Here is a 26038-nt window from a genome sequence, read left to right as displayed (position 1 = left end):
TGCGCTTCGCACGGTGCGAGGTCAGCGGCGGGGCGCGCGCGGGGGTGGGGGCGGTGGGACGGGCTTCGCGGCGACGACGTCGTCGAGCCGGACGTCGACCGGGCCGCGGCGGGTGGCGATCGTCACGGTGTCGGGGGTGCGGGCGACGAGGTCCCCGAGGGCGTCCTGTGCGCCGTCGCCGTGGTGCGCCCGGACCACGAGCCGGTCCCCGATCACGGCATCGTGCAGCACGCCGAGCGCACGGGCCCGCGCGATCGCTGCCTGTTCCCCGGTGCTCACCCGCCCAGCGTAGGGGCCGCCCGGCGTCGCTGGCAGGCGCCGGTGCTAGCATCAGCGATATCAACGGGAGGTGGACATGGTATCGATCGTCATCCGCGAACTCGACGCGTCGGTGAAGGCGCGCCTCGTCGCGCAGGCTCGGCTGCACGGCCACTCCATGGAGGCTGAGGCACGTGAGCTCATCGCACGTGGCACCGAATCGACGAACATCGGCGTCGCGATGCTCAACGCTGGCCGCACAGTGGGCGGCGTCGAGTCGCTCCCGATCCCCGCCCGAGGGGATGCAGCCCGCATGGCGGACTTCGGATGATCATCCTCGACACCAACGTCGTCTCCGAACTGTTCCGACCGGCACCCGACCCCGACGTCATCGAGTGGGTGACCACCCTCACCGGCAACGTCGCGATCACGTCAGTGACGGTCGGAGAACTCCTCGCCGGCGTGCGGCGACTCGACGACGGCAGGCGCAAGGCTGCGCTCGGCCAGGCGATCGACATCGTCCTCGACACGTACGCGTCCCGCGGCGCGATCCTGCCGTTCGACACCGTCGCCGCGGAGCACTACGCCGACATCGTCACCGGTCGCCTCCGAGCAGGTCAGGCAATCTCCACTGCCGATGCGCAGATCGCCGCGATCTGCCGGGCACGCGCCGCCACGTGCGCGACCCGGAACACCAAGGACTTCACCGGGACGGGCATCGACCTGATCAACCCGTGGAACGACGACCCGGCCGGCACGTCGTCGCCCGGCATCGACCCAGTCTGAGCGCAGAGCGAGTAGGCGCGGGGCCGCCTAGAGTGAGGGGATGGCCAAGGCTCGCGTGGACAGCTGGATCTGGGCGGTGCGGATCACCAAGACCCGCTCCGCTGCGACCGCCGCGTGCAAGGCCGGGCACGTCCGGGTGAACGGAGAGCGCGCGAAGCCCGCGCAGCCGATCGGCCCCGGCGACGAGGTCCGGGTGCGGCAGAACGGCTTCGACCGGATCGTCGTCGTCACGGGCATCATCCTGAAGCGGACGAGCGCGCCCGAGGCCGCGAAGCACTTCGAGGACAAGACCCCACCGCGGCTGTCCAAGGAAGAGGCGGGGTTCGTCCCGATGCGCGAACGCGGCGCCGGACGCCCGAGCAAGCGGGAGCGCCGCGACCTCGAGAAGCTCCGCGGCTACTGACGCCCGTCGCTAGACGAAGCGGACGGTCTGCTGCAGGCGGTCGCGGATCTCGAACACGTCGACCGATCCGGGCGGGGACCACACGCCGTTCAGCACCTGCCCGAGCGCACTGCGGCGGACGACCAGGGCGGTGGGCTTCTTCGGGGAGCCGACGAGCTGCACGTCGACCTCGACCGCGGAGTCCGGCACGACGAGCAGCCGGCCGGTGAACCGCACCCGGGTCTGCTTCTGCACGGCACGGGCGGCTCGGACGAGTTCCTTCACCGGACGCTCGCCGGGCGCCAGGGTCTCCCCGACGATGTCGCCGTGCTCGATCCGGACGGGTGCTCCCCAGTCGATCGACTCGACGGCCCAGAGCCCGCTCGGGGTCAGGACGGCGTGGTCGAGCTTGCCCTCGGCCCCGGCGTCGAGGTCGTGCCAGACGGTGACGCCGATGCCCATGTCCGAGACGATCGAGGCGGTCGCCTCTTCGGCGAGCGCCTCGCCGAGCAGCCGTCGGATGTGTCGGGGCGCGGACCGGATGAGGGTGGGGTCGTAGGGGTCCTCGATGGGGTCGCCGAGTCCGACCCATTCGCGTTCTGCCTGCAGGAAGACCTCGCGGGAGCGTCCGCCCGGGTGTCCGTGGGACCGGGCGCGGGGGCGGGTGTCGCGACGGGCTGACGGGGGTGCGTAGGCGTCGCGACCGGTGTCGGGCCTCCCGGCGGACGAACCAGACGAACCGAACGGGCCGGCGCCGCTGCCGCTGAACGCGCCGCGGGAGCCCGCGTCGTAGGCGCGGCGTGCTGCGGGCGTGCCGATGCGTTCCCAGGCGAGTTGGACGCGGCGGAAGTGCTGGGCGTCGCCGCCGAGGTCGGGGTGGGATTCGCGGGCGGCGCGCCGGTAGGCGCGGCGGAGCGCGTCGTCGTCGGCGGTCGCGGGGACGCCGAGGACTTCGTACGGGGTGGCGTCGGCCGGGCTGTCGGTCATGGCCCTGCGACATTACCCGAGGCAGGGTACGAGTCCGCCGCGTGGTTGCTGGGGACGGCCTGGGCCCACGCCGTCGGTTCCGGACCGACGCGCCAGCGGCGGGTCGGCCGTGCCGGTGGGGAGAGGTGCGGTGGAGCTGGCGAGGGAAGCTGCGGTCAGCGGCTGGTCGCCTCCACCACCCCGAACGCGACGGGCGCGTCGAGGAACCGCGCGTACCGGGCGGCGGCCGCCTCGAGCGCGCGCACCGATGTGACGTCGAGTGCCGCGAAGGGTGTGACGGTGACGGCCACCCCGCTGGCATGCTCGGTCCGCCTCCACGTGCCCACGACCCGCCCGCGCACGACGGCCATCGGCAGGAACATCCCGTTGGCGCCCGGGACGACCCGGTCGGCGTGCGCGGGGTCGAGCTGGGCGGAGCGGTCGGCGTACCCGAGCAGGTACTCGTCGAACCCGGGCAGCAGGTGGCCGGTGGGCGTGCCCCCGGGGGTGGGACGGTCGGCGAGCGCGAGGAGTCCGTCGCCGAGGTCCTCGACGGCGTCGCCGGCGGCGGCTCGGGCACGGCGGAGGTCGCCGAGCGGGAGCTTCGTCCAGCTGGCGGCGTCGGCCTCGGTCGCGGGGCCCCGGCCGCGCAGGTACCCGAGCAGGACCCGGCGGAGTGCTTCGTCGCGGTCGGGTACCTCGGCGAGCGCCGGTGCCCACTCGTCGAGGAGCACGAGTCCCTGGCCGACGCGGGCGGTGGGACCCCAGGCGACGAGTCCCTCTTGCGAGAGCTGCAGCAGCAGGTGGTAGCCACGGCCGGCGGTGGGGTCGATGTCGGCAGCGCGGTACTCGTCGAAGAGTTCATCGCGGACGAGGGCGCGGCCGCCGGACAGTGCGGCGACGGTGGTGTCCCGTGCTCGGTCGAGCAGGGGCTGGTCGATGCCGAGTTCGGTGGCACGTCGGGCGATGCTGCGCAGGGTCCGTTCGGCGGTCAGGGAGAGCAGGAGCCGCAGGTCGTCGGGTCGCATGGCGTGCAGGGTGCCCCGCATCGGCCAGGAGCGGACGAGCTCGCCGCGGTCGAAGGCGGCGCGGACGTCGTCACGGGTGGCCCCGGGTGCGCGGACCCCGATCGCCCAGAGGACCTGGCCGAGGTCCTGCCCCTGCACGGCGGTCATCCGTTCGACGGCCGCAGTGGGACTGGGACCGGGGACGGCGATCCCCTGCGCGGCGAGCCGCAGGGTGCGGAGCTGCGCAGGGGTCGGGGTCACGCGACGGCGGCGGCGATGGCGTCGGCGTGCTGCTCGATGTAGGCGACGTCGGCCCGGTACAGGTCGGCGTGACCGTGCGCCAGGTCGCTGACGAACTTTGGGTTGCCGGCGGCGGCCTCGGTCTCCATGGTGGTGACCATCGCGACGAGGGACGCGGTCATCGTCTCGGCGAGGACGCTGCGGGAGCGGTCGTCGAGGTCGTAGGCGCGGCAGAACTCGGCGGCGCGGGCGAGCCGGTCGTCGAGGTCCGGGGCGGTCGCGCCCTCGACGGCGCCGGTGGTGAACGGGGCGAACCGGTACACCGCACTCGCGACGTCCCAGACCCGGGGGCCGGGGTGTGCGGTGTCGAAGTCGATGAGGCCCACGGCCTGGATGCCGTCGTAGACGCAGTTGTACGGGGCGAAGTCGCCGTGCACGATCGTCTCGACGGGGGCGCGGACCGCCTGTGACCAGAGGTCGCGTGTTGCGTCGAGCGGATACGTGGCTGCGGCGTCGTGGAACTGCCGGAGCAGTCGGGCGCTCGTGACGAGAGCGGCTTCGCTCGCGACGTCCTCGGTCCACGGGTACTCCCCCGCGACCCCGGGGACGAACGACACCGTCTCGAGGGTGTCGCCGTGCTCGATCGGTTCCGGTGCCGCGACGAACCCTTGTTCGTGCAGGTGTGCGAGCAGCCGGTGGACGGTCGGTGTCCACGGCCCGGCCGGGCGGTGGACTCGGTCGTCGGCCCTGGTGATCCGCTCCATGGGGAACCTCCTGTGTGTGCGTCTCCGTTGACGTCCGGCCAGCGTATCGACGTGCGCCGCCCCGTGTGACCCGGTGGTGTGAACAACACGTCACATGACGGCATGCAGCGTTGCATGCAAGGGCGTACGATCGACGACCGTGGAGCAGCACACGACGACACAGGCCGCATCCGACCGCGCGTACGACCACGTCAAACGGGCGATCATCCGCGGCGACATCCCCGGTGGCACCGCGATCAGCGAGAACGCCCTGTGCCAGGAGATCGGGGTGTCCCGCACCCCCGTGCACGAGGCCTTCCTCCGCCTGGCAGCCGAGGACCTGCTCACCCTGGAGTCCCGCAAGGGTGCGGTGGTGCGCCCGATGTCCCCGAACGAGGCGGCGGACGTGCTGGAGATGCGCGAGGCGATCGAGGCCACGGCGGCGAGCCGAGTCGTGACCGACGGCCGCGTGGCGGACGTCACCCCGGGCCTCCAGGCCATGCTGGCGGAGCAGGAGCAGGCGGTCGCGACGGGCGACGTCGACCGGTTCATCGAGGTCGACGCGGCGTTCCACGGTGCGGTGATCGGCGCGTCGCGGAACGCGATCGCGGTGCGATTCGCGCAGACGCTCCGTGACCGGCAGAACCGGCTGAGACACCAGCTGATGCGGGTGCAGCCGTCGCAGCTGCAGGCCTCGCTCGACGACCACCGAGCCCTCGCGGCAGCCCTGGCGGCGGGCGACGCGGCCCGCTACGCCGAGGTCCTGCACGCCCACGTCGCCTCGCACCGGGGTGCCCTGTGAGCGTGACGGGGAGCATCCCCACCACCGGCTCGCTGTCCGTCCCCTCGGCGCGCGTGCTGCCCTGGGTCGCGGTGTGGGGCGCGGTGTTCGTCTGCTCGTGGGGCGGCAACCAGTTCTCGCCCCTGCTGCTCATGTACGAGGGCCGCGAGCACTACTCGTCGGTCGTCGTCAACGTCTTCCTGGGCGTCTACGTGCTCGGACTCGCGCCGGCGCTGCTCGTCGCCGGGTCGCTGTCCGACCGGCACGGCCGCAAGCCCCTCATGCTCGCCGCCATCGTCTCCGCCGTCGTCGGCAGCGGACTGCTCGCGCTCGGACCACTCGGCCCCGGGTTCCTGGCGGCCGGACGGCTGTTCTCCGGCATCACCGTCGGCATCGCGATGGCCGTCGGCAACAGCTGGGTGAAGGAGCTGTCGCAGGGACGCTTCGACCCCACCGCCGACGCCGGGTCCGGTGCCCGCCGGGCCTCGCTGGCGTTCACGCTCGGTTCGGCCTCCGGGGCGCTGGTGGCCGGGCTCATCGCGCAGTGGGGCCCGATCCCCGAGGTGCTGCCCTTCCTGGTCCACATCGTCGTCGCACTGCCCTTCGCCGTCGTCGTCTGGCGCACCCCCGAGACCAACCGCTGCGGCGGGGTCCCCGGTCCGTGGTGGCGCCAGCTGCGGGTGCCGAGCGCCGGGCACCGACGGTTCACCCGCGTGGTGCTCGTCACCGCCCCGTGGATCTTCGGCTCGGCGGCGATCGGGTACGGCTACCTGCCGACCCGGCTCACCGGAGCCACCGGCGCGTGGGGCCTGCTGTTCGCCACCGCCGCGACCGTCGTCGCACTCGGGGTGTCCAGTGCGGTCCAGCCGCTCGCGCGGCGCGTGCACTCGCTGACCTCGGCCCGCGGGCTCACGACGGCCCTCGCGTGCATGACCGCCGGCATCGCCGTGGTCGTCGTCGCGATCGAGTTGCAGTCCGTCGTGGTCGGACTCGTCGCGAACGTCGTCATCGGCGTCGGGATCGGGCTCGCACTGGTGTCGTCGCTGCTCGAGGTGCAGCGGATCGCCGGATCCCGCGACCTGGCCGGACTCACCGGGGTGTTCTACGCGGCGGCGTACGCGGGGTTCCTGGCGCCGGCCGTGATCGCGGCGATCGCGAACGTCGTGGCGCTGCCGGTCGTCCTCTGGGTGATCGTCGGGCTCGGCGTCGTGTCGTGGTGCGCGGTGCTCGTGTCGTCGCGGCGGTACCTGCCGACGGCGTAGGCGCGGCGCGCGAGGGCCTGCCGCAGGGTCGTCCGCCGCTAGAACCGGTCGCGCAGCCAGGACGGCCCGTGCACCACGGCACCGAGCGCCTCGACGCGGGCACGGAGCTCCCGGTCCGCGGTGACGACCACGACGGGACCGTCGCCGGCCTCCACCGCGGCACGAGCGGCGTCCACGATGGCGTCGTCCCCCGAACCCGGCGCTGCGACGACGTCGAGTGCTCGGGGCAGTGCGCCGTCCGACGACCCGGAGGCCGCCCGGGCCTCGCCCTCGAGCACCACCGTCCACCGCGGCCACCACCGGGCGAACGGCAGCGCCAGCACGTCGGCGGTCACCCCGGACACGGCGAGCGCCGTCACCGACGACAGCAGGCGTGCAGCGGCTCCCGCCCGGTCCTTCCACCAGCCGTCGGGCACGCTGCCGACGACGTTCGCCGCGTCGACCACGACGTGCGGAGCGGTGGTGAGGGACGCGCGGAGTGCCGGCCACGACCTCCCGAACCCGGGGTGCAGCGGCAGGTCCTCGACCTCGTCGACGGGGATCCAGGACAGGGCGAGGCTCTCGCGGTCCGCGATCACCGGTTCGAACGGCCGAGCGGCACGCCCCACCACGGTCGTGTAGGTCCAGAACCCCAGGTCGAGCAGTGCCGTGTGGCGCAGGTCGACGCCGTCGTGCGGCACACCGGCTTCCTCGGCGGACTCGCGGAGTGCTCCGGTGACGGCGTCCTCGCCCTGGTGGCGTGCGCCGCCGGGGATGCCCCACGTGCCGCCGTGGTGACTCCACTCGACGCGGTGCTGCAGGAGCACGCGTCCGGCGCCGTCGTCGACGAGCAGCCCCGCGGCGCCGAAGAGTCCCCAGGCCTTGGTGCCATCAGGACCGACCGCCCAGGCGTCGCCGGGGTCGCGGGGGCCTGGTGGCGGTCCGGGAGGCGTGGAGTCTGGCACACACCAACCCTGTCACACGGTGCAGGGCATGTGACCGGAGACGACGGGGCCGGAGACGACGAGCCGTGGCACGGCGCAGCTGCTCGTGTACGGTGTCGATCGAGACACGGGGTGCCGCAACCAGCGGCTGAGATCACACCCGTCGAACCTGCTCGAGCTCGTACTCGCGAAGGGATCGTCCATGGAAACCGCTGCGCCCTCCCCTGCCTGGGCCCACCGAACCGCCGAACTGCTCGAGGCCGTCCGTGCCCGGAGCCCGCTGGTGCAGTGCATCACGAACACCGTGGTGCAGAACGTCACCGCGAACGTGCTGCTCGCCCTCGGGGCCTCGCCCGCGATGGTCGACGTGGCGACCGAGGCGGGACCGTTCGCCCGGGTCGCCGACGCCCTGCTGGTGAACACCGGCACCCCGCACGCCGAACCCCGGGTCGCGGCGCTCGAGGCCGCGCACGCCGCCCGCGACACCGGCACCCCCTGGGTGCTCGACCCCGTCGCGGTCGGCTCGCTGCCGGTGCGCACCGCCCTGGCCCGCGACCTGCTCGCGCTGCACCCGACGGTGCTGCGAGGCAACGCCTCCGAGGTCCTCGCCCTGCTCGGCACGTCGGCCGGTGGCCGCGGCGTCGACAGCACGGTGGGCACCGAGGACGCCCGTGCGGCTGCGGTCGACGCCGTGTCCGGTCAGTCGGCCGGGAGGCTCGTGGCCGCGGTGGCCGTGTCGGGTCCCGTCGACCTGCTGGTCGCGCCGGGCACCGGTGTGGTGCGGGTCGCGAACGGCACCGAGCTGTTGACGCGGATCACCGGGGGCGGGTGCGCCCTCGGCGCGGTCGTCGCCGCGTTCACGTCGGTCGCGCCCGACGACGCCGGCGCAGCCGCCGTCGCGGCGACCGCGGTGCACACGATCGCCGCGGAGCTCGCCGCCCGCGAGGCCGGCGGCCCCGGCACCTTCCAACCGCTGTTCCTCGACCGGTTGGCGTCGCTCACCCCCGAGGACGTCGTCCGCGAGGCCCGGATCACGGTCGAGGCCGAACCTGCGTCCCTGGTGGTGCCGGCATGAGCGGGCTGCCGGAGGACTTCGGCGTGTACCTGGTCACCGACGGCACGCTGGCCGACCGGCACGGTGTCGGTGTGCTCGGGGTGGTGCGCGCCGCGGTGCACGCCGGGGTCCGGATCGTGCAGGTGCGGGACAAGGACGCCTCGGCACGGGACCTCCTGGCGCTGACCGGTGCCGTGGCCGACGCCGTGGGCGACCGGGCCGCCGTCGTGGTCGACGACCGACTCGACGTCGCCCTCGCCGCTCGGCACGCTGGACACCGGGTCGCCGGGGTGCACCTCGGCCAGTCGGACGTCCCCGTGACCGCTGCTCGTGCCCTGCTCGGGCCGGATGCGCACATCGGGTTGACCGCGAACACCCCGGAGCACCTGGCGGTCGTCGCCCGCCTGCCCCTCGGCACCGTGGACCTGCTCGGCGTCGGGGTCGTGCACCCCACCACGACGAAGGCCGACCACCCGCCGGCGCTCGGACACGGCGGGTTCGCCCGGCTCGCGGCGGTGACGGACGTGCCGTGCGTGGCGATCGGCGGGGTGACCCTCGACGACGTCGCGCCGCTCCGGGCAGCGGGCGCCGCCGGGGTCGCGATCGTGTCGGGCATCTGCGCCGCGGCCGATCCCGGGTCCGCAGCGGCCGCGTACGTGGCCGCGTGGGGACCTGGACCCGGCCACGGGGCGGAGCCGGGGCGGCTCGCGGCGGGCGATCCGTTCCTCCCGTCGGGGGTTTCGTCGCACCACGGGGCGGAGTCGTGAGCGTCCCGCGCGTCCTGGCCGTAGCCGGGACCGATCCGACGGGCGGCGCCGGACTGCAGGCCGACCTCAAGGCGATCGCCGCGCACGACGGGTACGGCATGGGCGTGGTCACCGCCCTCGTCGCGCAGAACACGCACGGGGTGCGGTCGGTGCACGTGCCGGACGTCGCGTTCCTGCGGGAGCAGCTCGACGCGGTGTCGGACGACGTCACGATCGACGCCGTGAAGATCGGGATGCTCGGCACGGCACCGGTCGTCCGCGTCGTGACGGACTGGTTGCGGGAGCACCGGCCGCCCGTGGTCGTGGTGGACCCGGTGATGGTCGCGACGAGTGGTGACCGGTTGCTCGACGAGGACGCCGCCTCGGCGATGGGGGCGCTGTTCGGGCTGGCCGACCTGGTGACGCCGAACCGGGCCGAGTTGCAGGTGTTGGCGGAGCTGGCGGGGGCCGGGGCTGGTGCGGCTGCTGGTGCCGCGCCTGCGTCGTTGCCGGTCCTGGACGCTGCGCGGCTCGTGGCGTCGACGTGGGACGTGCTCGTGCTGGCGAAGGGCGGGCACGACGAGGGGCCGACCTCCGACGACGTGCTCGTGTCGCCGTCGGGGTCCGCTCGGCGGTTCATCGCTCCCCGCGTCGCGACGGCCAACACGCACGGCACCGGGTGCTCCCTGTCGAGTGCGATCGCGACGCTCGCTGCCCGGCACGGGGACTGGGAGCTCGCGGTCGGGGTGGCGAAGCCCTGGCTGACGGCGGCCCTGCGGGGAGCCGATGCCCTGGAGGTCGGTTCCGGCAACGGGCCGATCGACCACGGCGCCGTGGTCCGAGCGTTGCTGCCCGTGGCCCGGTTCACCGACGTGTGGTGGTCCGACGTCAGCTCGGTGCTGCGGTCGACGATCGAGTGCGGGTTCCTGGTCGGGCTGCGGGACGGGACGCTCGACGCGGACGTGTTCGCCGGGTACCTCGCACAGGACGTGCACTACCTGCGGGCCTACGAGCAGCACCTGGCGGCGTTGGCGGCGAGCGCTGCTGGCGCTGGTGCTGGCGCTGGCCCTGCGGCTCCCGGCGCTGCGGCTGACGGCGTTGCGGCTGACGGCGCTGGTCGTGGTCCTGCGGCTGCCGCCTTCTGGGCGGCGGCCTCCGAGGGGTGCGCCGCCGAGGCCCGCGACCTGCACCACCGACGCCTCGCCGGCACCCACGCCGACGACCCCGTCCACCCGACGTGCGCCGGGTACCTCGCGCACCTGCAGCAGGCGGCGGACTCCGGGTCGGCGGCCGTGCTCGCCGCGGCGGTGCTCCCCTGCTTCCGGGTCTACGCCTGGGTGGGCGCACAGCTCGGAGCGGCGCCGGACGGGCACGCGTTCGCGGACTGGATCACGGCCTACGGCGACCCGGGCTTCGCGGCGTCGAGTGCCGAGGCGACGCGTCTGGTCGAGGAGATGGCGGCAGCCGCGACCCCGTCCGAGCGGGGCCGGATGGCGCGGGCGTTCCGCCGCTCGACCGAGTGGGAGCTGGCGTTCTTCGCGATGCCGCTGACGGTTCCGGGGGCCCGAGTCTCGGCGTGAGCGACACTTCTCGCGGCCCCGGGCCCGAGAACTGTCGCCTGGCCCGAGTCTCGGCACCCGCGGGTCCGTCAGCGCGGGGGCGGCGGCAGGCGCACGAGCTCGACGGCCAGGTCCGCGCCGGTCACGGTGCCGCGCATCCACGTGAAGTCCGGCTGCCGACGGCGATCGGTCGGCGAGCCGGGGTTGAGCAGCCGCAGCCCGGACGGCGCGACGGTGTCCCACGGGATGTGCGAGTGCCCGAAGACGAGCACGTCGACGTCGGGGTACTCGGCGGCCATCCGGCGCTCCCGGCCCGTCGCCGCACCGGTCTCGTGCACCAGCGCGAACCGCAGGTCCTCGACCGCGAAGTGCGCGACGAGCGGCAGCCGTTCGTCGAACTCGGGGCCGTCGTTGTTCCCGCGCACGCCCTCGAACCGGCGGGATCGGGCCTGCACGGCGTCGAAGGTGGCGAGGTCGACCCAGTCCCCCGCGTGCACCACCAGGTCGGCGGCGTCGACGTCGGCCCAGAGCGCCGAAGGCAGGTCCTTCGCCCGCTTCGGCAGGTGCGTGTCGGAGAGCAGGACGAACGACGTGGTCACGTCGAGGATCGTCCGGGCATCGGCAGTCCGGCCTCGTCCGAGGCACCGAGCCGTTCGAGCAGTCCGGCGAGCAGGGCGATGTCGTCGTCGGACCAGCCGGCGAGCCGTTCCTCCAGCGCATCCCGGTGCAGTTGCACGGAGCGCTCGAGCGCGGTGCGACCGGCGTCCGTCACGACGAGGGGCTTCGCGTTGCCGGTGCCGCCGTCGGTCGTCTCGATCAGCTTCGTGGCGAGGAGCCCGGACAGCTGCCGCGAGATCGTCGAGCGGTTCAGGCGCAGGTACCGGGCGATGTCGATGGCCATGCAGCCGGGGTGCTGCACCACGAAGTCGACGAGGGACTGGTCGACGACGCTCAGCGCCTGGTCGGATCCGCGGGCACGGATGCTCGCACGTCGGGTGATCCGGGCGAGCTCGGTGTACGCCCGGCCGATCTCGCTGTTGCGGATCCCGGAGCTCGGGTGGTCCATCGTGGCTCCAGCCTTTCGGTGCCGGCGCCGGCCGGCGGTCTTCTGTGCCGACACCATACCGGTCGGTACGCGAGATTCGGGCTCAGTGACCTGCAGCTGCGGCCCGGAGCGCGGGGATGTCGAGCTTCTGCATCGTCATCATCGCCTGGAAGACACGGGCGTTCGCCTCGGGGTCGCCCGACCCGGTCATGAGCTCGCCCATCATCGACGGGGTCACCTGCCAGGCGACACCCCATCGGTCGAACAACCAGCCGCACATGCTCGGCTTCCCGCCGTCGGCGAGCAGGGCGTCCCAGATGCGGTCGAGCTCGTCCTGCGTGTCGACGTCGACCTGGAACGAGACGGCGTCGGTGTGCGGGTGCCCTGGGCCGCCGTTCATCGCCCGGTACGGCTGCCCGAGCAACGTGAACTCGACGACCAGGGTCGCGCCGTCCGGGGTCTTCGCGACGCTGTCGATCGAACTGCCGGGGAACAGGTCGACGTAGTACCGGGCGGCTTGCTCGGCTTGGTCCTCGTACCAGAGGAAGGGGGTGATGGTGGGCATGGGGCGCTCTTCTCGCGTCGGCTCAGTCCGCGGCACTGCGGATGAGCAGGTCTGACTTCTCGGGGTGCTCGTCGAACCACTTGCCGACGAACCAGCACATCGGCACGACCCGCTTCGTCGAGTTCGTCTCGACGTCGGCGACCGCGTACTCGACGAGCTCGGCCGCGTAGCCGTGCCCGCGGTGCTTCGGCACCGTGTACGTGTGCGGGAACGCGATCGCGTCGCCGTTCTCGCGGTAGTCGAGCACGCTCACGAGCTCGCCGCCGACGTACATCGCGTAGCGGTCCTGGTCGGTCTCGTCGCGGAACTCGTGGTCCATGCCGCCATCATGCTCCGCCCGGGGCGCGCGTGCTCCGAGGGGAATGCTCGTGGCCGCCGAGCGTTGGATGGACACCATGACGACCATCGGCATCATCGGCGCAGGCAACATCGGATCCCAACTGGCACGGCTCGCGGTGCAGCACGGTCACCAGGTCGTGATCGCGAACTCGCGCGGCCCCGAGACCCTGGCCGACCTGGTGGCCGAGCTCGGCGACCAGGCCCGTGCGGCCACCCGCGACGAAGCAGCCGCCGCGGGCGAGGTCGTCGTCGTGACGGTGCCGCTCGCCGCCATCGACACGATCCCGTCCGAGCCGCTCGTCGGCAAGGTCGTCATCGACACGAACAACTACTACTGGGAGCGCGACGGCCACATCGCCGCGCTCGACGACGAGTCCACGACGACCGCCGAGCTGCTGCAGGACCACCTGCCGGGCGCCCGGGTCGTCAAGGCGTTCAACCACATCGGCGCCGCGGACCTCACCGGCCACGCCACCCCGGCCGGAACCCCGGACCGCCGCGCGCTCGTGGTCGCGAGCGACGACGCCGAGGCGAAGCAGGTCACCGCGGACCTCATCGACGAGTTCGGCTTCGACGTCGTCGACGCCGGACCCCTCGCCGAGGGCTGGCGCATCCAGCGGGACACCCCCGGCTACGGCCCGCGCCTGACCGCCGACCAGCTGCGCGAGGCCCTGCAGGCAGCGACCCGCTGACTCCCCCGAGTCTCGGCCCCGCCGACCCGAGACTCGGGCTGGGCGACAGTCCTCGGGCCGACAGCCGCGAGAACTGTCGCTCACGCCGAGACTCGGGCCCGGCGGCCCGCGGCCCGGCGGGCCCGCCTACGCCCGGTCGAAGATCACCGTCATGTCGGCGATGTCGTCCTCGGTCGGGTCCCACGTGGTGCCGGCCTCGACGTTCTGCGTGATCTGCTCCGGCTTCGTCGCACCGGCGATGACGCTCGACAACCCCGGCTGCGCGAGCAACCACGCGAACGTCGCCTGCAGCATCGTGACGCCGCGGTGGTCGCAGAACCGCTGGTAGTCGTCGAGCACGTCCCACGGGGCGTCCTCGAGCAGCTGCGGCTTCGACGTCGACAGGCGCCCGTCGGCCGGACCCCCGGCCTTCGTGTACTTGCCGGTCAGCAGCCCGTTGTACAGCGGGAAGAACGGCAGGAACCCGAGGGCGTAGGCGCGGACGGCCGGCAGCACCTCGGCCTCGGCGGCACGGGCGAGGGGGCTGTACTCGTTCTGCGCGGACACGAACGCCGTGGTGCCGGCGATGGACGCGGTCAGCTCGGCCTCGGCGATCTGCCACCCCGCGAAGTTCGAGTGGCCGACGTAGCGGATCTTGCCCTCGCGGACCAGGTCATCGAGGACCGACAGCGTCTCCTCGATCGGCGTCACGTCGTCGGGACGGTGCATCTGGTACAGGTCGATCCAGTCCGTCCCGAGGCGACGGAGCGACGACTCGACGGCCAACCGGACGTACCGCCGCGACCCGCGCACACCCCAGTCCGGCCCGTTCGCGCCCTGCATGTCCATGCCGAACTTCGTCGCGAGCACGATCTCGTCACGCCGTCCCGCGATCGACCGGCCGAGCATCTCCTCGGACATGCCGGGCCGGCCGCCGTAGATGTCGGCCGTGTCGAAGAGCGTGACCCCGGCGTCGAGTGCCGCCCGCACGACGGCGTCGGTGCCCTCCTGCGACTCGGAGGCGGTCCCCGGCCGCCCGAAGTTGTTGCAGCCGAGGCCGACGGTGGAGACGACGAGCCCCGAGGGGCCCAGTGGACGGTGTTCGATTCCGGTCATGTCCCGAACGTACCGGCGACCCCGGAACTGGGGCTGCGACATCCGCGACCGTTGCCGCTAGAACTGACGATGGATCAGTCGACGAAGGGAGCACCGCAGTGGCGTCGCATCGCATGCAGGATTCGGAACGGCCGCGCCGTCCCGTCCCGTCCTGGGTGACCGCACCGGTCGTCGAACCGGCCGCGTCCGTTGAGCGGCTCCCGTCCGTCGAACCGGCCGCGTCCGCCCGGCGGGTCGCCTCTGACTCCGCAGCGAGCACCGGCCAGGAGGCCCGTCCCACCCCCGCCACGTCGCGCCCCGCCCACGGCGCGCGCCGCTCCCACCGCCGTGCTCGGCTCCGCCCCGCAGCCGACGGCCACGCTCGCCCCGGACGCAGCGTCGACGCCGGTGCCCGCGTCCATCGCCGCCCTGGTCGAGGACGACGTCACGGTCCCCGACTACCCGCCGCAGCAGGACCTCCTGCCGCCGGCCCCGACCTCGCCGACCGTGCACACCGTGCCGTTCGACACCGCCGCCGTGGCCTCCGCACCGGCCCCGGTCTCACCGATCGACGCCGCTCCCCGCACCGCACCGGCCCCCGCACCGTCGCCCGTGCCCTCCGCCGGACAGCCGCGGTTCTCCGTGCCCGGCCTGGAGCACGTCGTCGTCGAGGGCACCGAACCCGAACCCGTCGGCCTGATCGGCTTCCGCACGCCGCGCCGCTTCGCCCACCAGCAGGCCGCCGCCACCGCCGTGACCCCGGCACCGACGCCCGCGTCCGCGCACGTGCGGTCCTTCGACGCGGTCCTGCAGGCGCCGGCGTCCGCGGCTGCACCCGCGGCCACGAACGCCACCGTGCCCTCGACCGCACCCGTGGCGGAGGCGAGCGCGTCCGTCGGGGCCGAGCCGGGCCTCCCGACCGAACTGCTCGACCAGCCTGTGGCCGCAGCCGCCCAGCCGGAGCCGCGCCGTGCGCTCGGTGCGACCCCGGGAGCGGTCCTGGGCGCCGTGGCGGGCATCGCGACGCTCGGACTCGCCGCGTGGTGGTTCACCGCGCCAGCGACCGTGCACGGTGTCGGCGTCGTGCTCGGACTCCTCGCGCTGGTGGTGTCGCTCGTGACGCTGCGCGACCGTGCGGCGACGTGGCAGCGGCCGGTCGCGCTGCTCGGCGCCGTGCTCGGTGGCGTCGGCACGCTCGTGCTGCTGTGGGCCGTCGCGGCGGCGCTGCTGCCGCTCGCAGGGGTGACGCTGCCCGACCTGACCGGGACCGGGACGACCCCGACCCTCGCGCCGTAGCCCGCGCGTCCGTCTCCGGGCCGGCCGTCGGCTGGCGCGGTCAGACCGCCCGGACGACCCCGCGGGACAGGATCGCGTTCGTCAGGGCGTCGATCGGCCCGCGCTGCACCGTCGGGTTGGCGATGAGGACGTAGTCGACCGCCGGCAGGTCCGGCAACCCGAGCCGCTGCGACACCTTCACCAGGTCCGCCGGGATGAGCGAGTGCGGGAACACCGCCACGCCGATCCCCGCCCGCACAGCCGCCAGCACGCCGTTGACGTCGCGGGTGTTGCAGGTGATCCGCCAGGTGCGGCCGGCTGATTCGAGGGCGTCGATCGCCATCTGCCGGCTGATGCTCGGGGCCTGGTACGCGATGAGCGGCACGGGCTCGTCGCGTTCGACCGCGATGCCGTCCTGCGCCATCCACACCATCTGATCGGTCGCGACCCGGGTCCCCTCGGCGGACTCCCCTGCGGTCTGCTTGATGAACACCAGGTCGAGCTGGCCGGCGTGCACCCGGCGCAGGAGCGGCGACGACTGGTTCACCGTCAGCTCGAGGTTCACCTGCGGGTGCAGCCGCCGGAAGTCGCGGAGGATGCGCGGCAACTGCGTGATCGCCAGGTCGTCGGCCGCACCGAACCGGAGGCGCCCACGGGTCGCCGAGCCCGAGAAGTACGCGTCCGCGGTGGCGTGCGCCGCGAGGATCGTCCGGGCGAAGCCGGCCATCGCGTCGCCGTTGTCGGTGAGGGTGACGCCACGGGTGTCGCGGGCGACGAGCGTGCGGGACACGGCGGTCTCGAGCCGCCGGACGTGCTGGGAGACGGTGGGCTGGCTGATGCCGAGGCGGGCACCAGCCTGCGTAAAGCTCTGCGTCTCAGCGACGGCCAGGAAGGTCTGCAGCAGGACCGGATCGAGCACGGGCACCTCGTTCGTTCGCGCGAGTGTCGCGCGGTCGTTCGCGCGGTCGTTCGCGCGGTCGTTCGCGCGGTCGTTCGCGCGGTCATTCGACATCGCAATGGATTGATAGCCACCATAGGGGTGTCGAATGGCGTCCGGCCACGTAGTTTCGTTGGGGTACCAGATCCGCAACGACGTCCGGAGAACCCCTCACCGTGAGTGCGTCATCGACGACCCTCCCCCGCCCACCGAACCACTCCCGATCCAGGCGACCCGCCCGCCCTGGCGCCACACCCTCATCGCCCTGTCCGTGCCGAACTTCCGGCTGTTCACGGCCACCAACCTCGTCGCGATGACCGCCGGGTGGATGCAGCGCATCGCCCAGGACTGGCTCGTCCTGCAGCTGACCGGCTCGGTCGCGCAGGTCGGCATCACCGTCGCCTGCCAGTTCGCGCCGATGCTGCTGTTCGGGCTGCTCGGCGGCGTGCTCGTCGACCGGTTCTCGAAGCGCGCGCTGATGATGATCACGCAGGGTGCCTTCGCGGTGCTGTCCGCGCTGCTCGCCGTGCTGACGCTCGCCGGGGTGGTCGAGGCCTGGCACATCTGGGTGATCGCGTTCCTGGTCGGCATGGTCACCGTGATCGACAACCCGGCTCGCCAGGTGTTCGTCACCGAGATCGTCGGGCACCAGCACCTCCGCAACGCGATCAGCGTGAACTCGTCGGTGTTCCAGCTGGGCGGCATGATCGGCCCGGCGCTGTCCGGGGCCCTGCTCGTGGCGGTCGGCGCGGGGTGGTCGTTCGGCGTGAACGCGATCGCCTGCGTCGCCGTCGTCGTGACGCTCGGGTTCCTGAAGGTCTCGGAGCTGCACCGCACACCACCGGCACCCCGCGGCAAGGGGCAGCTGATCGAGGGGCTCCGGTACGCCGTGAACAAGCCGACCATCATCGTGCCGGTGATCCTCGTCGCGTTCTTCTCGGTGTTCGCGCTGACGATGCCCGTGCTGCTGTCGGCCTTCGCGTCCCAGGTGTACGACGTCGGCGCCGCCGGGTACGGCGTCTTCAACTCGGCCGTGGCGATCGGTGCGCTCGTCGGCGCCCTGCTCTCCACCCGTCGGGCGGTCGTGCGCCTCCGGACCATCGTCGGCGGGGTGTTCTGGACCGGGGTGCTGCTCGTGGTCTCCGGGTCCATCCCCGTGATCGCGCCGTTCACCGTGGCGCTCGTCGCCGTCGGGATGTCGCAGCTGCTGTTCCAGACCGCGTCGAACTCGCTCGTGCAGCTGTCGTCGAACGTGGCGATCCGCGGCCGGGTGATGTCGCTCTACGTGCTCGTGCTGCTCGGGGGTCAGGCGATCGGTGGGCCGCTCATGGGCCAGGTCGTCGACCACTTCGGGGCGCACGTCGGGATGATGGTCGCCGGCGGGGTGCCCGCCGCGGCCGCCGCCGTGATCGCGCTCGTGCTCGCCCGCCGCGGAGGCCTGCACCTCGCCGTGCGCATGCGCCACCACGTGCCGCTGCCGGCCATCGTCGCCCACTGAGCGGAGGGGTGGGCGCAGCCCGAGGCGTTGCGCGCCGACGCGTCGCGCGCGGACGCGTCGCGCGCGGACGCGTTGCGCGCGGACGCGTCGCGCCCCGTTGCGGGCGTCGCGCCCCGACTCACAGGGGCGCAATGCCCGCGACGGGGCGCGGACGCGGTCCGGACGGGCGGGAGGCTCGGGGCGGCCCCGCGACGCGCGTCCCGTCCCGTCCCGCGAGCGGTTGCCTCAGTAGGCGACGCCGAAACGGGCCTGGTGGTGCGCCGGGTTCGCGATCTCGTCGACGAAGGCCAGGCCGAAGTCGTCGCCGGAGATGTCCGAGTTGCCGTCGGCGTCGGTCAGCAGGACCTCGTCGGTCGTGCGGTACGTGCCACGACGCTCGCCCGGGTTGTAGCTGCCGTAGCCGGCGGCCGGGCTGACGTAGAACCAGTCGACGTCGGTGTCCGAGGCACGGAGCGCGTCGAGGATCTGCGCGTGGCTCTTCGCCTCGCCCTTGAACGCGTCCGGGAACTCGGCCGAGTCGAACAGGCGCGGTCCACCGTCGGCGACGAGCAGCGAACCGGCGCCGCCCACGATGCCGAGACGCGCACCGGCGCTGGCCGCAGCGTCGACGAAGTGCTGGAACTTGTCCTTGAGCTCACTGCCGTCGGCCTGGACCGCGTGCAGTGCGACGACGATGACGTCCGCGTCCTTCGTGACCTCGGCCACGAAGTCGGCGTCGAAGGCGTCTCCCTGCGCCAGGGTCAGGCCCTCGGCGGCGTCGAGCTTGCTCGTGTCGCGCGCGACGGCGGTGACGGCGATGCCACGTGAGAGGGCTTCGCGGGTGATGGCGGAGCCGGCGTAGCCGGTGCCTCCGAAGACGACGATGTTGGTCATGCTGTTCCTTTCGTGGGGCTGGTGCTGCTCACCGTACAAGAGTTACTCTCTTTGAGTAAGTAGGCACCTCACGGTGCGTAACGAAGCTCGTTCGTCAGGGAGACCAGGCCAGGATGTCAGCACTCGAGTACAGCCCCTACGCGGCCGACTGCCCCAGCCGACAGCTGCTCGACCGCATCGGTGACCGGTGGAGTGTGCTGACGATCGGCACCCTCGCCGACGGGCCGCAACGGTACTCGGCGATCGCGAACCGGGTACAGGGTGTGTCGCAGAAGATGCTCACGCAGACCCTCCGGGCCCTGGAGCGGGACGGACTCGTCACCCGCACGGTGTTCCCCGAGATCCCGCCGCACGTCGAGTACGAACTCACCGATCGCGGGCGGTCGCTCCGCCGGGTGCTCGAGCCGCTCGAGGCGTGGGCGACGTCCCACATGGACGACGTCGCGGTGTCGCGCGTGGAGTACGACGCGCGCTGAGCCGCCGCGGGCGGGCGTGCGCGGGGCCACACTCGGAATCCCCGACGGCGGCGAGTGGTTGCCTGGGGACATGCGATCGATCGTCTACACGAAGCCCGGTGACAGCAGCGTCCTCGAACTCGTCGAGCGGGACGTCCCCGAACCCGGCGCCGGCGAGGTCCGCGTCCGCGTCGTCGTCTCCGGCGTGAACCCCACGGACTGGAAGGCCCGGGCGGGCGGTACCTACGGCGACGGCCTGCCCTTCCCCGAGGTCACCCCGAACCAGGACGGCGCCGGTGTCGTCGACGCGGTCGGCCCGGGTGTCGAGGACCTCGCCGTCGGTGACCGCGTGTGGCTCTTCATGGCGGCCGCCTCGCGCCCGACCGGCACCGCACAGGAGTACACCGTCGTGCCGGAGACCAGAGCAGTCCGCCTGCCCGATGAGACCAGCTTCGACATCGGCGCCTCGCTCGGGGTCCCGGCGATGACCGCGCACCGCGCCCTCACGACGCACGAGGACGGCCCCGCACGACTCGGCCCCGGTGCGCTCGACGGCGTCACGGTGCTCGTCGCCGGTGGTGCCGGAGCGGTGGGGCACGCGGCGATCCAGCTCGCCCGTTGGGCCGGCGCGACGGTGATCACGACCATCAGCTCCGACGACAAGGCCGCACTCGCCACCGCGGCGGGCGCACACCACGTCGTGAACTACCGGCAGGACGACGCCGCGGCTCGTATCCGCGAGATCGCGCCGGACGGCGTCGACATCGTCGTCGAGGTGTCGATCCCCCAGAACGCCGAGCTGGTCGCCGACGTCCTCGCGAACCACGGCGTCGTGTCGATCTACGCGAACAACGGCGGCGACGAGGCCACGCTGCCGATCCGCCCGAACATGAGCGTCAACGCGCGCTACCAGTTCCTGCTGCTCTACACGATCGGCGACGAGGCCCTGGCCGCCGCAGCCGAGGACGTCACCGAGGCGCTGCACGACGGCGTGCTGCCGGTCGGCGCGGACGCGGGTCTGCCGCTCACCCGCTTCGACCTCGCCCGCACCGCGGACGCGCACGACGCCGTCGAGCAGGACACCGTCGGCAAGGTGCTGATCGACGTGCCCGAGGCGCAGTAGCCCCGACGCCCAGACGACGAACGGCTCCCACACACGTGGGAGCCGTTCGTCGTGGACGATGCGGGAAGGGTCAGCGACCCAGGCGCGCGGCGATGGCTGCGGCGACCCGGATCCGGGCTGCTTCGCGCTCGCGCTCGATGTTGGCGGCGATGACGTCGAGGTCTTCGTAGTCGGCGTCGGTGGTGGTGTCGTTCCAGTTCGGCGATGAGATCCGGGCACGCCCGAACGACGGCGGAGCAGGGTTCACGGTCGTCATGAGGGCATCGTACGTCGAGCGTCCGACAGAGCGTGTGAGCATCACGGGCCTTTCCTTGGATTGCGGTCGCGCTCGGGGAACGAGTAGGTCAACGAGAACGCCACGGCCATGAACGACGCCATCATCGCGATGTTCTTGGCATCGAGATCGGTGAAGGCGTCGGGGACCGGGGAGTCGACGGTGAGCATGCCGAACGAGTACTGGTCGGACCGGATCACCACCGAGACGTACGACGAGTAGCGCGGTTCGAAGCCCGGCGCGTCCTGGTCGACGTCGACGTCGGCCGAGCGGTCGCCGACGATCCGGGGTGATCCCCCGACCAGCACCCACTCGAGGTTGCGGTCGCCGTAGGGCGTGCCCGCGCGGAAGACCCCGGCGGTGTCGCCGGCGCCCCCGTGACCGATCGGCTCGAGCGCACGCAGATCGGTCGACAGCTGGTACACGTTGGCGCGGACGTCGGGCACCTTCGGCAGCAGGTAGAACGCCAGGGCCACCGCGACCCGGTCGGCGATCACGGAGAGTTCGCCGTGGCGCTCGGAACGGGGCAGTTCGGTGAACCGGACGAGCCGGGTGGCGATCTGGCCGAACGCGTACCGGACCGCCGTCGACTGTTCGAGTTCGGCCGCGGTCGCGTTCTCCTCGGCCACCGCCCGCGCAGCATCGCTGCGTCGGGTCCGGACCACCTGCACCGCCACAGCCCCGGCCAGCACGACGAGCCCGAACACGACGAGCGACAGTCGGACCGCCGGGGTGACGAACAGGTTCGGCAGCTGGAACGCCGCAGTGGGCGCGGCCGCCACCACGATCGGCCACCCGACCGTGCCGACCCGTCCTGAACGCTGTTGCCCCATGACCACGACGCTAGGTCACGCCACCGACGCAGACGGAGTTGTCCACAGGTCGGTTCTCCACAGGATCTGTCGGCCTCCACCGGCCCGTCGCACGCAGCTGGTAAGCAAGACCCATGACCGATGCCAGCACGCCCGTTCCCGGATCCAGAGCCCTCGTCCTGGGCGGCGGAGGTGTCGCCGGCATCGCCTGGGAGGTCGGCGTCCTCACCGCGCTGCAGGACGCCGGCGTCGACCTCGATGCTGCCGACCTGGTCGTCGGCACGAGCGCCGGCAGCGTCGTCGGCGCCTTCGTCCGGAACGGCGCCGTGCAGCAGGCGTACGACCAGCAGCACACCCCCGCACCGACGACCTACGTCGAGCCGCCGGCCATCGACACCGACGCCGTCCAGCAAAGGATCGGTGCCGCGCTCGAGGGGGCGACCGGCGAGCAGGACGCCCGCGCCCGCCTCGGCCTCGCCGCCCAGCAGGTCACCGACGGACAGACCGACGACGAGCGCGTGGCGACCTTCACCGAGACCCTGCCGTCCACCGAGTGGCCGGCCAAGCCGCTCGCGATCACCGCGGTCGACGCCACCGACGGCACGTTCCGACTGCTGACCGCGGCCGACGGCGTCCCGCTCCCCCGCGCGGTCGCGGCGAGCTGCTCCGTGCCCTTCGTTTGGTCGCCCGTCGGCATCGAGGGCCGACCGTACGTCGACGGCGGCGTCCGTTCCGGCACGAACGCCGACGCCGCCGCCGGACACGAGCGGGTCCTCGTCATCGCCTGCGGTCCCGAGGGACCGTCGCCGGTCGGCCCGTGGCTCGACGTCGCGGTCGAGTCACTCCGCGCCGGCGGCAGCTCGGTCGAGGTCGTCGTGGCCGACAGCACCGCGCAGGAAGCATTTGGCACGAACTCGCTCTCGCTGGCCACCCAGGCACCCTCGGCCGAGGCGGGCCGCGCCCAGGGCACAGCGGTCGCCGAGCAGATCGCCGCGTTCTGGGCCGATGACCTGGTGAGCGTGAACGCATGACGACGCCGTTCTCCGACCTCGACCAGTACATCGCGCTCCCCCGGGTCGACGGGATCGCGATCAGCCCGGACGGTGAGCGCGTCGCCCTGACGGTCAGTGCGCTCGACCCGGACCACACCGGGTACCGCCGCTCGATCTGGCAGGTGCCCGCGACCCCGACCGTCGACGCGGATGGACCCACCGCCAGCCCGGTCCGCCTCACCCGTTCCGCGAAGGGCGAGGGCGGCATCGCCTTCACCCGCAGCGGCGATCTGCTCTTCGTCTCCGCCCGCCCCGACGCCGACGCCACCGACGTCGAGGCCGCCCAGCTCTGGGTCCTCCCGGCGACCGGTGGTGAAGCCCGTCCTCTGACGCGGCTCACCGGCGGGGTCGGCGGCGTCCTGGCGACCGCTGCGGCCGCCGACACCGTCGCGCTCACCGCCGACCTGCTGCCGGGTGCCGGCTCTGACCCGGCGACCGTGCTCGACACCGACGCCGAGCTCCGCAAGGCCCGCACGGACAAGAAGGTCCGCGCGATCCTGCACGAGACGTACCCGGTGCGGTACTGGGACCACGACCTCGGCCCGGACCAGACCCACGTCCTCACACTCGACACGGCCGGCGGATCAGACGAACTCGCGCAGCCCGTCGACCGCACGCCGGCGCCCGGCCGGTCGCTGGACCACGTCGCCGGGGCACTCACGCCCGACGGTTCCGTCCTGTTGGCAGCCGTGGGTGTCCGGGAGGCCCGTGGGGACCGATCGACGCTCGTCACGATCGACTGCACCAGCGGCCACCGCACGGTGCTGTTCGACGACGTCGACGTCGACCACGAGATGCCCGCGCTGAGCCACGACGGTCGCACGATCGCGTGGGTCCGGACGGTGCGCTCCACCCCCGCCGGTGCGAACCAGCAAGAGGTCTGGACCGCCGGCATCGACGGCTCGGACCCGCGCCGCATCGCCACCGACTGGGACCGCTGGCCGAGCGAGCTCGTGTTCGAGCACGGCGACCGGGCACTGCTCGCCGTTGCCGACCAGGACGGCCGGGCACCCGTGTTCCGCATCCCGCTCGACGGCGCAGCCGTCGAACAGCTGACCCACGACGACTGGGCGTACTCGAGCCTGCGCGTGGCGGAGGCGACCGGAGCGGTCGTGGCGCTCCGGGCCTCCTGGGCGGCACCACTGCACCCCGTGCGGATCGCGACGGACGGCGTGGTGACCCCGCTCGCGACGCCCGCGCCCCTGCCCGAGGTCCCCGCGCACCTGGAAGAGGTTGAGACCACCGCGGCCGACGGCGCGCGCGTGCGCGGCTGGCTGGTCGTGCCGGAGGGCGACGGGCCGCACCCGCTGCTGCTCTGGATCCACGGCGGACCGCTCAACTCGTGGAACCAGTGGTCGTGGCGGTGGAACCCGATGCTCCTGGCGGCGCGCGGGTACGCCGTGCTGCTGCCGGACCCGGCACTGTCGACCGGCTACGGGCTCGACTTCGTGAACCGTGGCTGGAACGCGTGGGGGCAGGCGCCGTACACCGACCTGCTGGCGATCACGGACTTGGTCGAGGCCCGAGCGGACATCGACGAGACCCGTACGGCGGCGATGGGCGGCTCGTTCGGCGGCTACATGGCGAACTGGGTCGCCGGGCACACCGACCGGTTCCGCGCGATCGTCACGCACGCGAGCCTGTGGGCGCTCGACCAGTTCAACGGCACCACGGACTCCTCGCAGTACTGGTCGTCGATCTTCGACGCCGCCGGCATCGAGGCCAACGACCCGCACCGCTTCGTGGCGGACATCACGTCACCGATGCTCGTGGTCCACGGCGACAAGGACTACCGGGTGCCGATCGGCGAGGGGCTGCGACTGTGGTCCGAGCTCGCCGAGCACCACGCGGCCGATGACGGCACGATGCCGCACCGGTTCCTGTACTTCCCGGACGAGAACCACTGGGTGCTCTCGCCGCAGCACGCCGTGGTCTGGTACGAGACGGTGTTCGCGTTCCTCGGGCAGCACGTGCTCGGCCACGAGTGGGAGCAGCCGGAACTGCTCGGGTAGCGCGGGCATGATCGACTCGGAACGACATGATCGATGTCGCGCGACATCGAGAACGTCGTTCCGAGTCGGATCCGCCCGACCGACCCGAGTCGGCCCGCGCTAGACGAACGCGGCCTGGCCCGTGATCGCCCGCCCGACGATGAGCGTGTTCACCTCGCGCGTGCCCTCGTACGAGTAGATCGCCTCGGCGTCCGCGAAGAACCGGGCGACACCCTTGTCGAGCACGATGCCGTTCCCGCCCTGGACCTCGCGGCACCAGCCGACGGTCTCGCGCATCTTCGCGGTCGCGAACGCCTTCGCCATCGCGGAGTGCTCGTCACCCCCGACGCCGGCGTCCTGCATGGCCGAAGCCTGCGTGCAGAGCGCGATCGAGGCCGTGATGTTCGACAGCGACTTCACGAGCAGGTCCTGCACGAGCTGGTGCGACGCGATCGGCTTGCCGAACTGGATCCGCTCGCGGGCGTAGGAAAGAGCTGCCTCGTACGCGCCGACCGCGATGCCGACGGCCTGCCAGGCCACCTCGGTGCGGGTCAGGCGGAGCACCTCGGCCGTCGACCGGAACGAGTCGGCGCGCTGGAGCCGACGCGATTCCGGCACCCGCACCCCCTGCATGACGATGTCGGCGTTCTGCACGCCGCGCAGCGCGATCTTGTCCTCGATCTTCGTGGCGGTGAAGCCGGGGGTGTCCGTGGTGACCAGGAAGCCCTTCACCTGCTCGTCCGCGACGTCCTTCGCCCAGATGACGACGACGTCGGCGAACGTGGCGTTGCCGATCCAGCGCTTCTCACCGTCGAGCACCCACGTGTCGCCGTCGCGGCGTGCGGTGGTGCGCAGGCCACGGGCGGAGTCGCTGCCGGACAGCGGTTCGGTCAGGCCGAACGCCCCGATGAGTTCGCCGGCGGCCATGCGCGGCAGCCACTCGCGCTGCTGTTCCTCGCTTCCGGCGACGGCGATCGAGTTCATCGCCAGACCCGACTGCACACCGATGAACGTCGCGACGCTGGCGTCGACGCGTCCGAGCTCGAGCGCCGCCCACCCGCGGAAGACCGCCGAGTTCTCGAACTGGCGAACGAGCGGGATCCCCGGCCCGTACATGCCGAGCTCGGCGAGGGGCGCGATCACCTGCATCGGGAACTCGGCGCGTGCCCAGTACCCGTCGGCGATGGGCGCGACCTCGCGCTCGAGGTACTCGCGGAGTCGCCCGATCGACGCGCGCTCCGGCTCGGTCAGCTGCTGTTGGAAGCCGTAGAAGTCCGATTCGAGGAGGCCCGTCGTGGGCGTCAGCGTTGACATGGAACCAACGAT

General features: G+C 72.7%; 30 protein-coding genes and 1 riboswitch. Of the genes, 15 read left to right on the top strand and 15 right to left on the bottom strand.

Annotated elements, in window-relative coordinates:
* Window positions 1–21: 21 nt before the first annotated feature.
* The gene (locus DEJ14_RS07505; RefSeq protein ID WP_181437685.1) at window positions 22–279 is read right to left on the bottom strand and encodes a hypothetical protein; all 258 of its coding nucleotides are present in this window, start codon (window positions 277–279) and stop codon (window positions 22–24) included.
* 76 nt (window positions 280–355) lie between these two features.
* Between DEJ14_RS07505 and DEJ14_RS07500 the strand changes: the two genes are divergently transcribed.
* The 3 genes from DEJ14_RS07500 to DEJ14_RS07490 are packed head-to-tail and all read left to right on the top strand — an operon-like array spanning window position 356 to window position 1447.
* On the top strand, window positions 356–589 hold the full coding sequence (locus DEJ14_RS07500; protein ID WP_111087038.1) for a FitA-like ribbon-helix-helix domain-containing protein: 234 nt from the start codon (window positions 356–358) through the stop codon (window positions 587–589).
* Window positions 586–1044, top strand: a complete 459-nt coding sequence (locus DEJ14_RS07495) for a type II toxin-antitoxin system VapC family toxin (RefSeq protein ID WP_111087021.1) — start codon at window positions 586–588, stop codon at window positions 1042–1044. The genes DEJ14_RS07500 and DEJ14_RS07495 overlap by 4 nt, the downstream gene beginning before the upstream one ends.
* 40 nt (window positions 1045–1084) lie before the next feature.
* Window positions 1085–1447, top strand: coding sequence for an RNA-binding S4 domain-containing protein (locus tag DEJ14_RS07490; protein WP_111087022.1), 363 nt, complete (start codon window positions 1085–1087; stop codon window positions 1445–1447).
* A gap of 9 nt (window positions 1448–1456) precedes the next feature.
* Here DEJ14_RS07490 and DEJ14_RS07485 read toward each other — a convergent pair whose 3' ends face one another.
* From DEJ14_RS07485 to DEJ14_RS07475, 3 genes are all read right to left on the bottom strand, one after another.
* Entirely contained in the window at window positions 1457–2413 is a 957-nt protein-coding gene (locus tag DEJ14_RS07485) for a J domain-containing protein (protein ID WP_111087023.1), read from the bottom strand.
* Between the two features lie 155 nt (window positions 2414–2568).
* Window positions 2569–3660, bottom strand: a complete 1092-nt coding sequence (locus DEJ14_RS07480) for a winged helix DNA-binding domain-containing protein (protein WP_111087024.1) — start codon at window positions 3658–3660, stop codon at window positions 2569–2571.
* Window positions 3657–4403 carry a phosphotransferase enzyme family protein gene (locus DEJ14_RS07475; RefSeq protein WP_111087025.1) on the bottom strand — a complete coding sequence of 249 codons (747 nt, stop codon included), beginning with the start codon at window positions 4401–4403 and terminating at the stop codon, window positions 3657–3659. Before DEJ14_RS07475 ends, DEJ14_RS07480 begins: the two co-directional genes overlap by 4 nt.
* Before the next feature lie 139 nt (window positions 4404–4542).
* Between DEJ14_RS07475 and DEJ14_RS07470 the strand changes: the two genes are divergently transcribed.
* Window positions 4543–5184 carry a GntR family transcriptional regulator gene (locus DEJ14_RS07470; protein ID WP_220036479.1) on the top strand — a complete coding sequence of 214 codons (642 nt, stop codon included), beginning with the start codon at window positions 4543–4545 and terminating at the stop codon, window positions 5182–5184.
* Between the two features lie 2 nt (window positions 5185–5186).
* The gene (locus tag DEJ14_RS07465; RefSeq protein ID WP_111087027.1) at window positions 5187–6425 is read left to right on the top strand and encodes an MFS transporter; all 1239 of its coding nucleotides are present in this window, start codon (window positions 5187–5189) and stop codon (window positions 6423–6425) included.
* A gap of 38 nt (window positions 6426–6463) precedes the next feature.
* Here the strand turns inward: DEJ14_RS07465 and DEJ14_RS07460 are convergent, their stop codons facing one another.
* On the bottom strand, window positions 6464–7369 hold the full coding sequence (locus DEJ14_RS07460; protein WP_111087028.1) for an NUDIX hydrolase: 906 nt from the start codon (window positions 7367–7369) through the stop codon (window positions 6464–6466).
* A gap of 97 nt (window positions 7370–7466) precedes the next feature.
* Window positions 7467–7562: riboswitch (TPP riboswitch) on the top strand.
* On the opposite strand from DEJ14_RS07460, the gene thiM reads away from it, so the two are divergent.
* The 3 genes from thiM to thiD all read left to right on the top strand — a co-directional run bounded on the left by thiM (window position 7551) and on the right by thiD (window position 10728).
* Complete coding sequence (thiM, locus tag DEJ14_RS07455) at window positions 7551–8423, top strand: hydroxyethylthiazole kinase (protein ID WP_181437686.1); 873 nt, start codon at window positions 7551–7553, stop codon at window positions 8421–8423. Its footprint overlaps the riboswitch before it by 12 nt.
* The gene (gene thiE / locus DEJ14_RS07450; protein ID WP_111087029.1) at window positions 8420–9169 is read left to right on the top strand and encodes a thiamine phosphate synthase; all 750 of its coding nucleotides are present in this window, start codon (window positions 8420–8422) and stop codon (window positions 9167–9169) included. The genes thiM and thiE overlap by 4 nt, the downstream gene beginning before the upstream one ends.
* Entirely contained in the window at window positions 9166–10728 is a 1563-nt protein-coding gene (gene thiD / locus DEJ14_RS07445; RefSeq protein ID WP_111087030.1) for a bifunctional hydroxymethylpyrimidine kinase/phosphomethylpyrimidine kinase, read from the top strand. The genes thiE and thiD overlap by 4 nt, the downstream gene beginning before the upstream one ends.
* Before the next feature lie 68 nt (window positions 10729–10796).
* Here thiD and DEJ14_RS07440 read toward each other — a convergent pair whose 3' ends face one another.
* The 4 genes from DEJ14_RS07440 to DEJ14_RS07425 form a co-directional block, all read right to left on the bottom strand.
* Window positions 10797–11306, bottom strand: a complete 510-nt coding sequence (locus tag DEJ14_RS07440; RefSeq protein ID WP_111087031.1) for a metallophosphoesterase family protein — start codon at window positions 11304–11306, stop codon at window positions 10797–10799.
* Window positions 11303–11773, bottom strand: coding sequence for a MarR family winged helix-turn-helix transcriptional regulator (locus tag DEJ14_RS07435; protein WP_146249865.1), 471 nt, complete (start codon window positions 11771–11773; stop codon window positions 11303–11305). Before DEJ14_RS07435 ends, DEJ14_RS07440 begins: the two co-directional genes overlap by 4 nt.
* An 82-nt stretch (window positions 11774–11855) precedes the next feature.
* Window positions 11856–12317, bottom strand: a complete 462-nt coding sequence (locus tag DEJ14_RS07430) for a VOC family protein (protein ID WP_111087033.1) — start codon at window positions 12315–12317, stop codon at window positions 11856–11858.
* 22 nt (window positions 12318–12339) lie between these two features.
* Entirely contained in the window at window positions 12340–12636 is a 297-nt protein-coding gene (locus tag DEJ14_RS07425; protein ID WP_111087034.1) for a GNAT family N-acetyltransferase, read from the bottom strand.
* A 76-nt stretch (window positions 12637–12712) separates the two neighbouring features.
* Between DEJ14_RS07425 and DEJ14_RS07420 the strand changes: the two genes are divergently transcribed.
* A complete protein-coding gene (locus tag DEJ14_RS07420; protein WP_111087040.1) occupies window positions 12713–13348 on the top strand; it encodes an NADPH-dependent F420 reductase in 636 nt (211 codons plus the stop codon).
* Window positions 13349–13474: 126 nt separating this feature from the next.
* On the opposite strand, the gene DEJ14_RS07415 is transcribed toward DEJ14_RS07420, so the two are convergent.
* A complete protein-coding gene (locus DEJ14_RS07415; protein ID WP_111087035.1) occupies window positions 13475–14443 on the bottom strand; it encodes an aldo/keto reductase in 969 nt (322 codons plus the stop codon).
* Window positions 14444–14770: 327 nt separating this feature from the next.
* On the opposite strand from DEJ14_RS07415, the gene DEJ14_RS07410 reads away from it, so the two are divergent.
* Window positions 14771–15718, top strand: a complete 948-nt coding sequence (locus tag DEJ14_RS07410) for a hypothetical protein (RefSeq protein ID WP_284180441.1) — start codon at window positions 14771–14773, stop codon at window positions 15716–15718.
* 40 nt (window positions 15719–15758) lie between these two features.
* On the opposite strand, the gene DEJ14_RS07405 is transcribed toward DEJ14_RS07410, so the two are convergent.
* The gene (locus tag DEJ14_RS07405) at window positions 15759–16616 is read right to left on the bottom strand and encodes a LysR substrate-binding domain-containing protein (RefSeq protein WP_111087041.1); all 858 of its coding nucleotides are present in this window, start codon (window positions 16614–16616) and stop codon (window positions 15759–15761) included.
* 289 nt (window positions 16617–16905) lie between these two features.
* On the opposite strand from DEJ14_RS07405, the gene DEJ14_RS07400 reads away from it, so the two are divergent.
* Window positions 16906–18132, top strand: coding sequence for an MFS transporter (locus tag DEJ14_RS07400; RefSeq protein WP_284180440.1), 1227 nt, complete (start codon window positions 16906–16908; stop codon window positions 18130–18132).
* Between the two features lie 225 nt (window positions 18133–18357).
* Here the strand turns inward: DEJ14_RS07400 and DEJ14_RS07395 are convergent, their stop codons facing one another.
* The gene (locus DEJ14_RS07395; RefSeq protein ID WP_111086872.1) at window positions 18358–19005 is read right to left on the bottom strand and encodes an NAD(P)-dependent oxidoreductase; all 648 of its coding nucleotides are present in this window, start codon (window positions 19003–19005) and stop codon (window positions 18358–18360) included.
* A 113-nt stretch (window positions 19006–19118) separates the two neighbouring features.
* Here DEJ14_RS07395 and DEJ14_RS07390 point away from each other — a divergent pair, with 113 nt between their 5' ends.
* Window positions 19119–19481, top strand: coding sequence for a winged helix-turn-helix transcriptional regulator (locus DEJ14_RS07390; RefSeq protein ID WP_111086871.1), 363 nt, complete (start codon window positions 19119–19121; stop codon window positions 19479–19481).
* Between the two features lie 70 nt (window positions 19482–19551).
* On the top strand, window positions 19552–20583 hold the full coding sequence (locus DEJ14_RS07385; protein WP_111086870.1) for an NADPH:quinone reductase: 1032 nt from the start codon (window positions 19552–19554) through the stop codon (window positions 20581–20583).
* Window positions 20584–20653: 70 nt separating this feature from the next.
* Here the strand turns inward: DEJ14_RS07385 and DEJ14_RS07380 are convergent, their stop codons facing one another.
* The gene (locus DEJ14_RS07380; RefSeq protein WP_123312988.1) at window positions 20654–20839 is read right to left on the bottom strand and encodes a hypothetical protein; all 186 of its coding nucleotides are present in this window, start codon (window positions 20837–20839) and stop codon (window positions 20654–20656) included.
* Window positions 20840–20880: 41 nt separating this feature from the next.
* Entirely contained in the window at window positions 20881–21690 is an 810-nt protein-coding gene (locus tag DEJ14_RS07375) for a GAF domain-containing protein (RefSeq protein ID WP_111086868.1), read from the bottom strand.
* A 113-nt stretch (window positions 21691–21803) separates the two neighbouring features.
* Here DEJ14_RS07375 and DEJ14_RS07370 point away from each other — a divergent pair, with 113 nt between their 5' ends.
* Both DEJ14_RS07370 and DEJ14_RS07365 read left to right on the top strand, forming a co-directional pair.
* Window positions 21804–22700, top strand: a complete 897-nt coding sequence (locus DEJ14_RS07370) for a patatin-like phospholipase family protein (RefSeq protein WP_111086867.1) — start codon at window positions 21804–21806, stop codon at window positions 22698–22700.
* On the top strand, window positions 22697–24733 hold the full coding sequence (locus DEJ14_RS07365) for a S9 family peptidase (RefSeq protein WP_111086866.1): 2037 nt from the start codon (window positions 22697–22699) through the stop codon (window positions 24731–24733). The genes DEJ14_RS07370 and DEJ14_RS07365 overlap by 4 nt, the downstream gene beginning before the upstream one ends.
* Window positions 24734–24832: 99 nt before the next feature.
* Here the strand turns inward: DEJ14_RS07365 and DEJ14_RS07360 are convergent, their stop codons facing one another.
* On the bottom strand, window positions 24833–26026 hold the full coding sequence (locus DEJ14_RS07360) for an acyl-CoA dehydrogenase family protein (protein ID WP_111086865.1): 1194 nt from the start codon (window positions 26024–26026) through the stop codon (window positions 24833–24835).
* Window positions 26027–26038 lie beyond the last annotated feature (12 nt).

Origin of the sequence: Curtobacterium sp. MCJR17_020, assembly GCF_003234365.2 — a bacterium.
Lineage (GTDB): Bacteria > Actinomycetota > Actinomycetes > Actinomycetales > Microbacteriaceae > Curtobacterium.
Note: the sequence above shows the minus strand (reverse complement) of the source record. Positions and strands in the feature narration are given on the sequence as shown.

Coding starts and splice junctions, on each gene's coding strand:
- DEJ14_RS07365 (WP_111086866.1), top strand. CDS start 22,697: ATGACGACGCCGTTCTCCGACCTCGACCAGTACATCGCGCTCCCCCGG.
- DEJ14_RS07360 (WP_111086865.1), bottom strand. CDS start 26,026: ATGTCAACGCTGACGCCCACGACGGGCCTCCTCGAATCGGACTTCTAC.
- DEJ14_RS07370 (WP_111086867.1), top strand. CDS start 21,804: ATGACCGATGCCAGCACGCCCGTTCCCGGATCCAGAGCCCTCGTCCTG.
- DEJ14_RS07490 (WP_111087022.1), top strand. CDS start 1,085: ATGGCCAAGGCTCGCGTGGACAGCTGGATCTGGGCGGTGCGGATCACC.
- DEJ14_RS07385 (WP_111086870.1), top strand. CDS start 19,552: ATGCGATCGATCGTCTACACGAAGCCCGGTGACAGCAGCGTCCTCGAA.
- DEJ14_RS07415 (WP_111087035.1), bottom strand. CDS start 14,443: ATGACCGGAATCGAACACCGTCCACTGGGCCCCTCGGGGCTCGTCGTC.
- DEJ14_RS07395 (WP_111086872.1), bottom strand. CDS start 19,005: ATGACCAACATCGTCGTCTTCGGAGGCACCGGCTACGCCGGCTCCGCC.
- DEJ14_RS07375 (WP_111086868.1), bottom strand. CDS start 21,690: ATGGGGCAACAGCGTTCAGGACGGGTCGGCACGGTCGGGTGGCCGATC.
- DEJ14_RS07430 (WP_111087033.1), bottom strand. CDS start 12,317: ATGCCCACCATCACCCCCTTCCTCTGGTACGAGGACCAAGCCGAGCAA.
- DEJ14_RS07425 (WP_111087034.1), bottom strand. CDS start 12,636: ATGGACCACGAGTTCCGCGACGAGACCGACCAGGACCGCTACGCGATG.
- DEJ14_RS07435 (WP_146249865.1), bottom strand. CDS start 11,773: ATGGACCACCCGAGCTCCGGGATCCGCAACAGCGAGATCGGCCGGGCG.
- DEJ14_RS07475 (WP_111087025.1), bottom strand. CDS start 4,403: ATGGAGCGGATCACCAGGGCCGACGACCGAGTCCACCGCCCGGCCGGG.
- thiM (WP_181437686.1), top strand. CDS start 7,551: ATGGAAACCGCTGCGCCCTCCCCTGCCTGGGCCCACCGAACCGCCGAA.
- DEJ14_RS07420 (WP_111087040.1), top strand. CDS start 12,713: ATGACGACCATCGGCATCATCGGCGCAGGCAACATCGGATCCCAACTG.
- DEJ14_RS07390 (WP_111086871.1), top strand. CDS start 19,119: ATGTCAGCACTCGAGTACAGCCCCTACGCGGCCGACTGCCCCAGCCGA.
- thiE (WP_111087029.1), top strand. CDS start 8,420: ATGAGCGGGCTGCCGGAGGACTTCGGCGTGTACCTGGTCACCGACGGC.
- DEJ14_RS07495 (WP_111087021.1), top strand. CDS start 586: ATGATCATCCTCGACACCAACGTCGTCTCCGAACTGTTCCGACCGGCA.
- DEJ14_RS07380 (WP_123312988.1), bottom strand. CDS start 20,839: ATGACGACCGTGAACCCTGCTCCGCCGTCGTTCGGGCGTGCCCGGATC.
- DEJ14_RS07500 (WP_111087038.1), top strand. CDS start 356: ATGGTATCGATCGTCATCCGCGAACTCGACGCGTCGGTGAAGGCGCGC.
- DEJ14_RS07485 (WP_111087023.1), bottom strand. CDS start 2,413: ATGACCGACAGCCCGGCCGACGCCACCCCGTACGAAGTCCTCGGCGTC.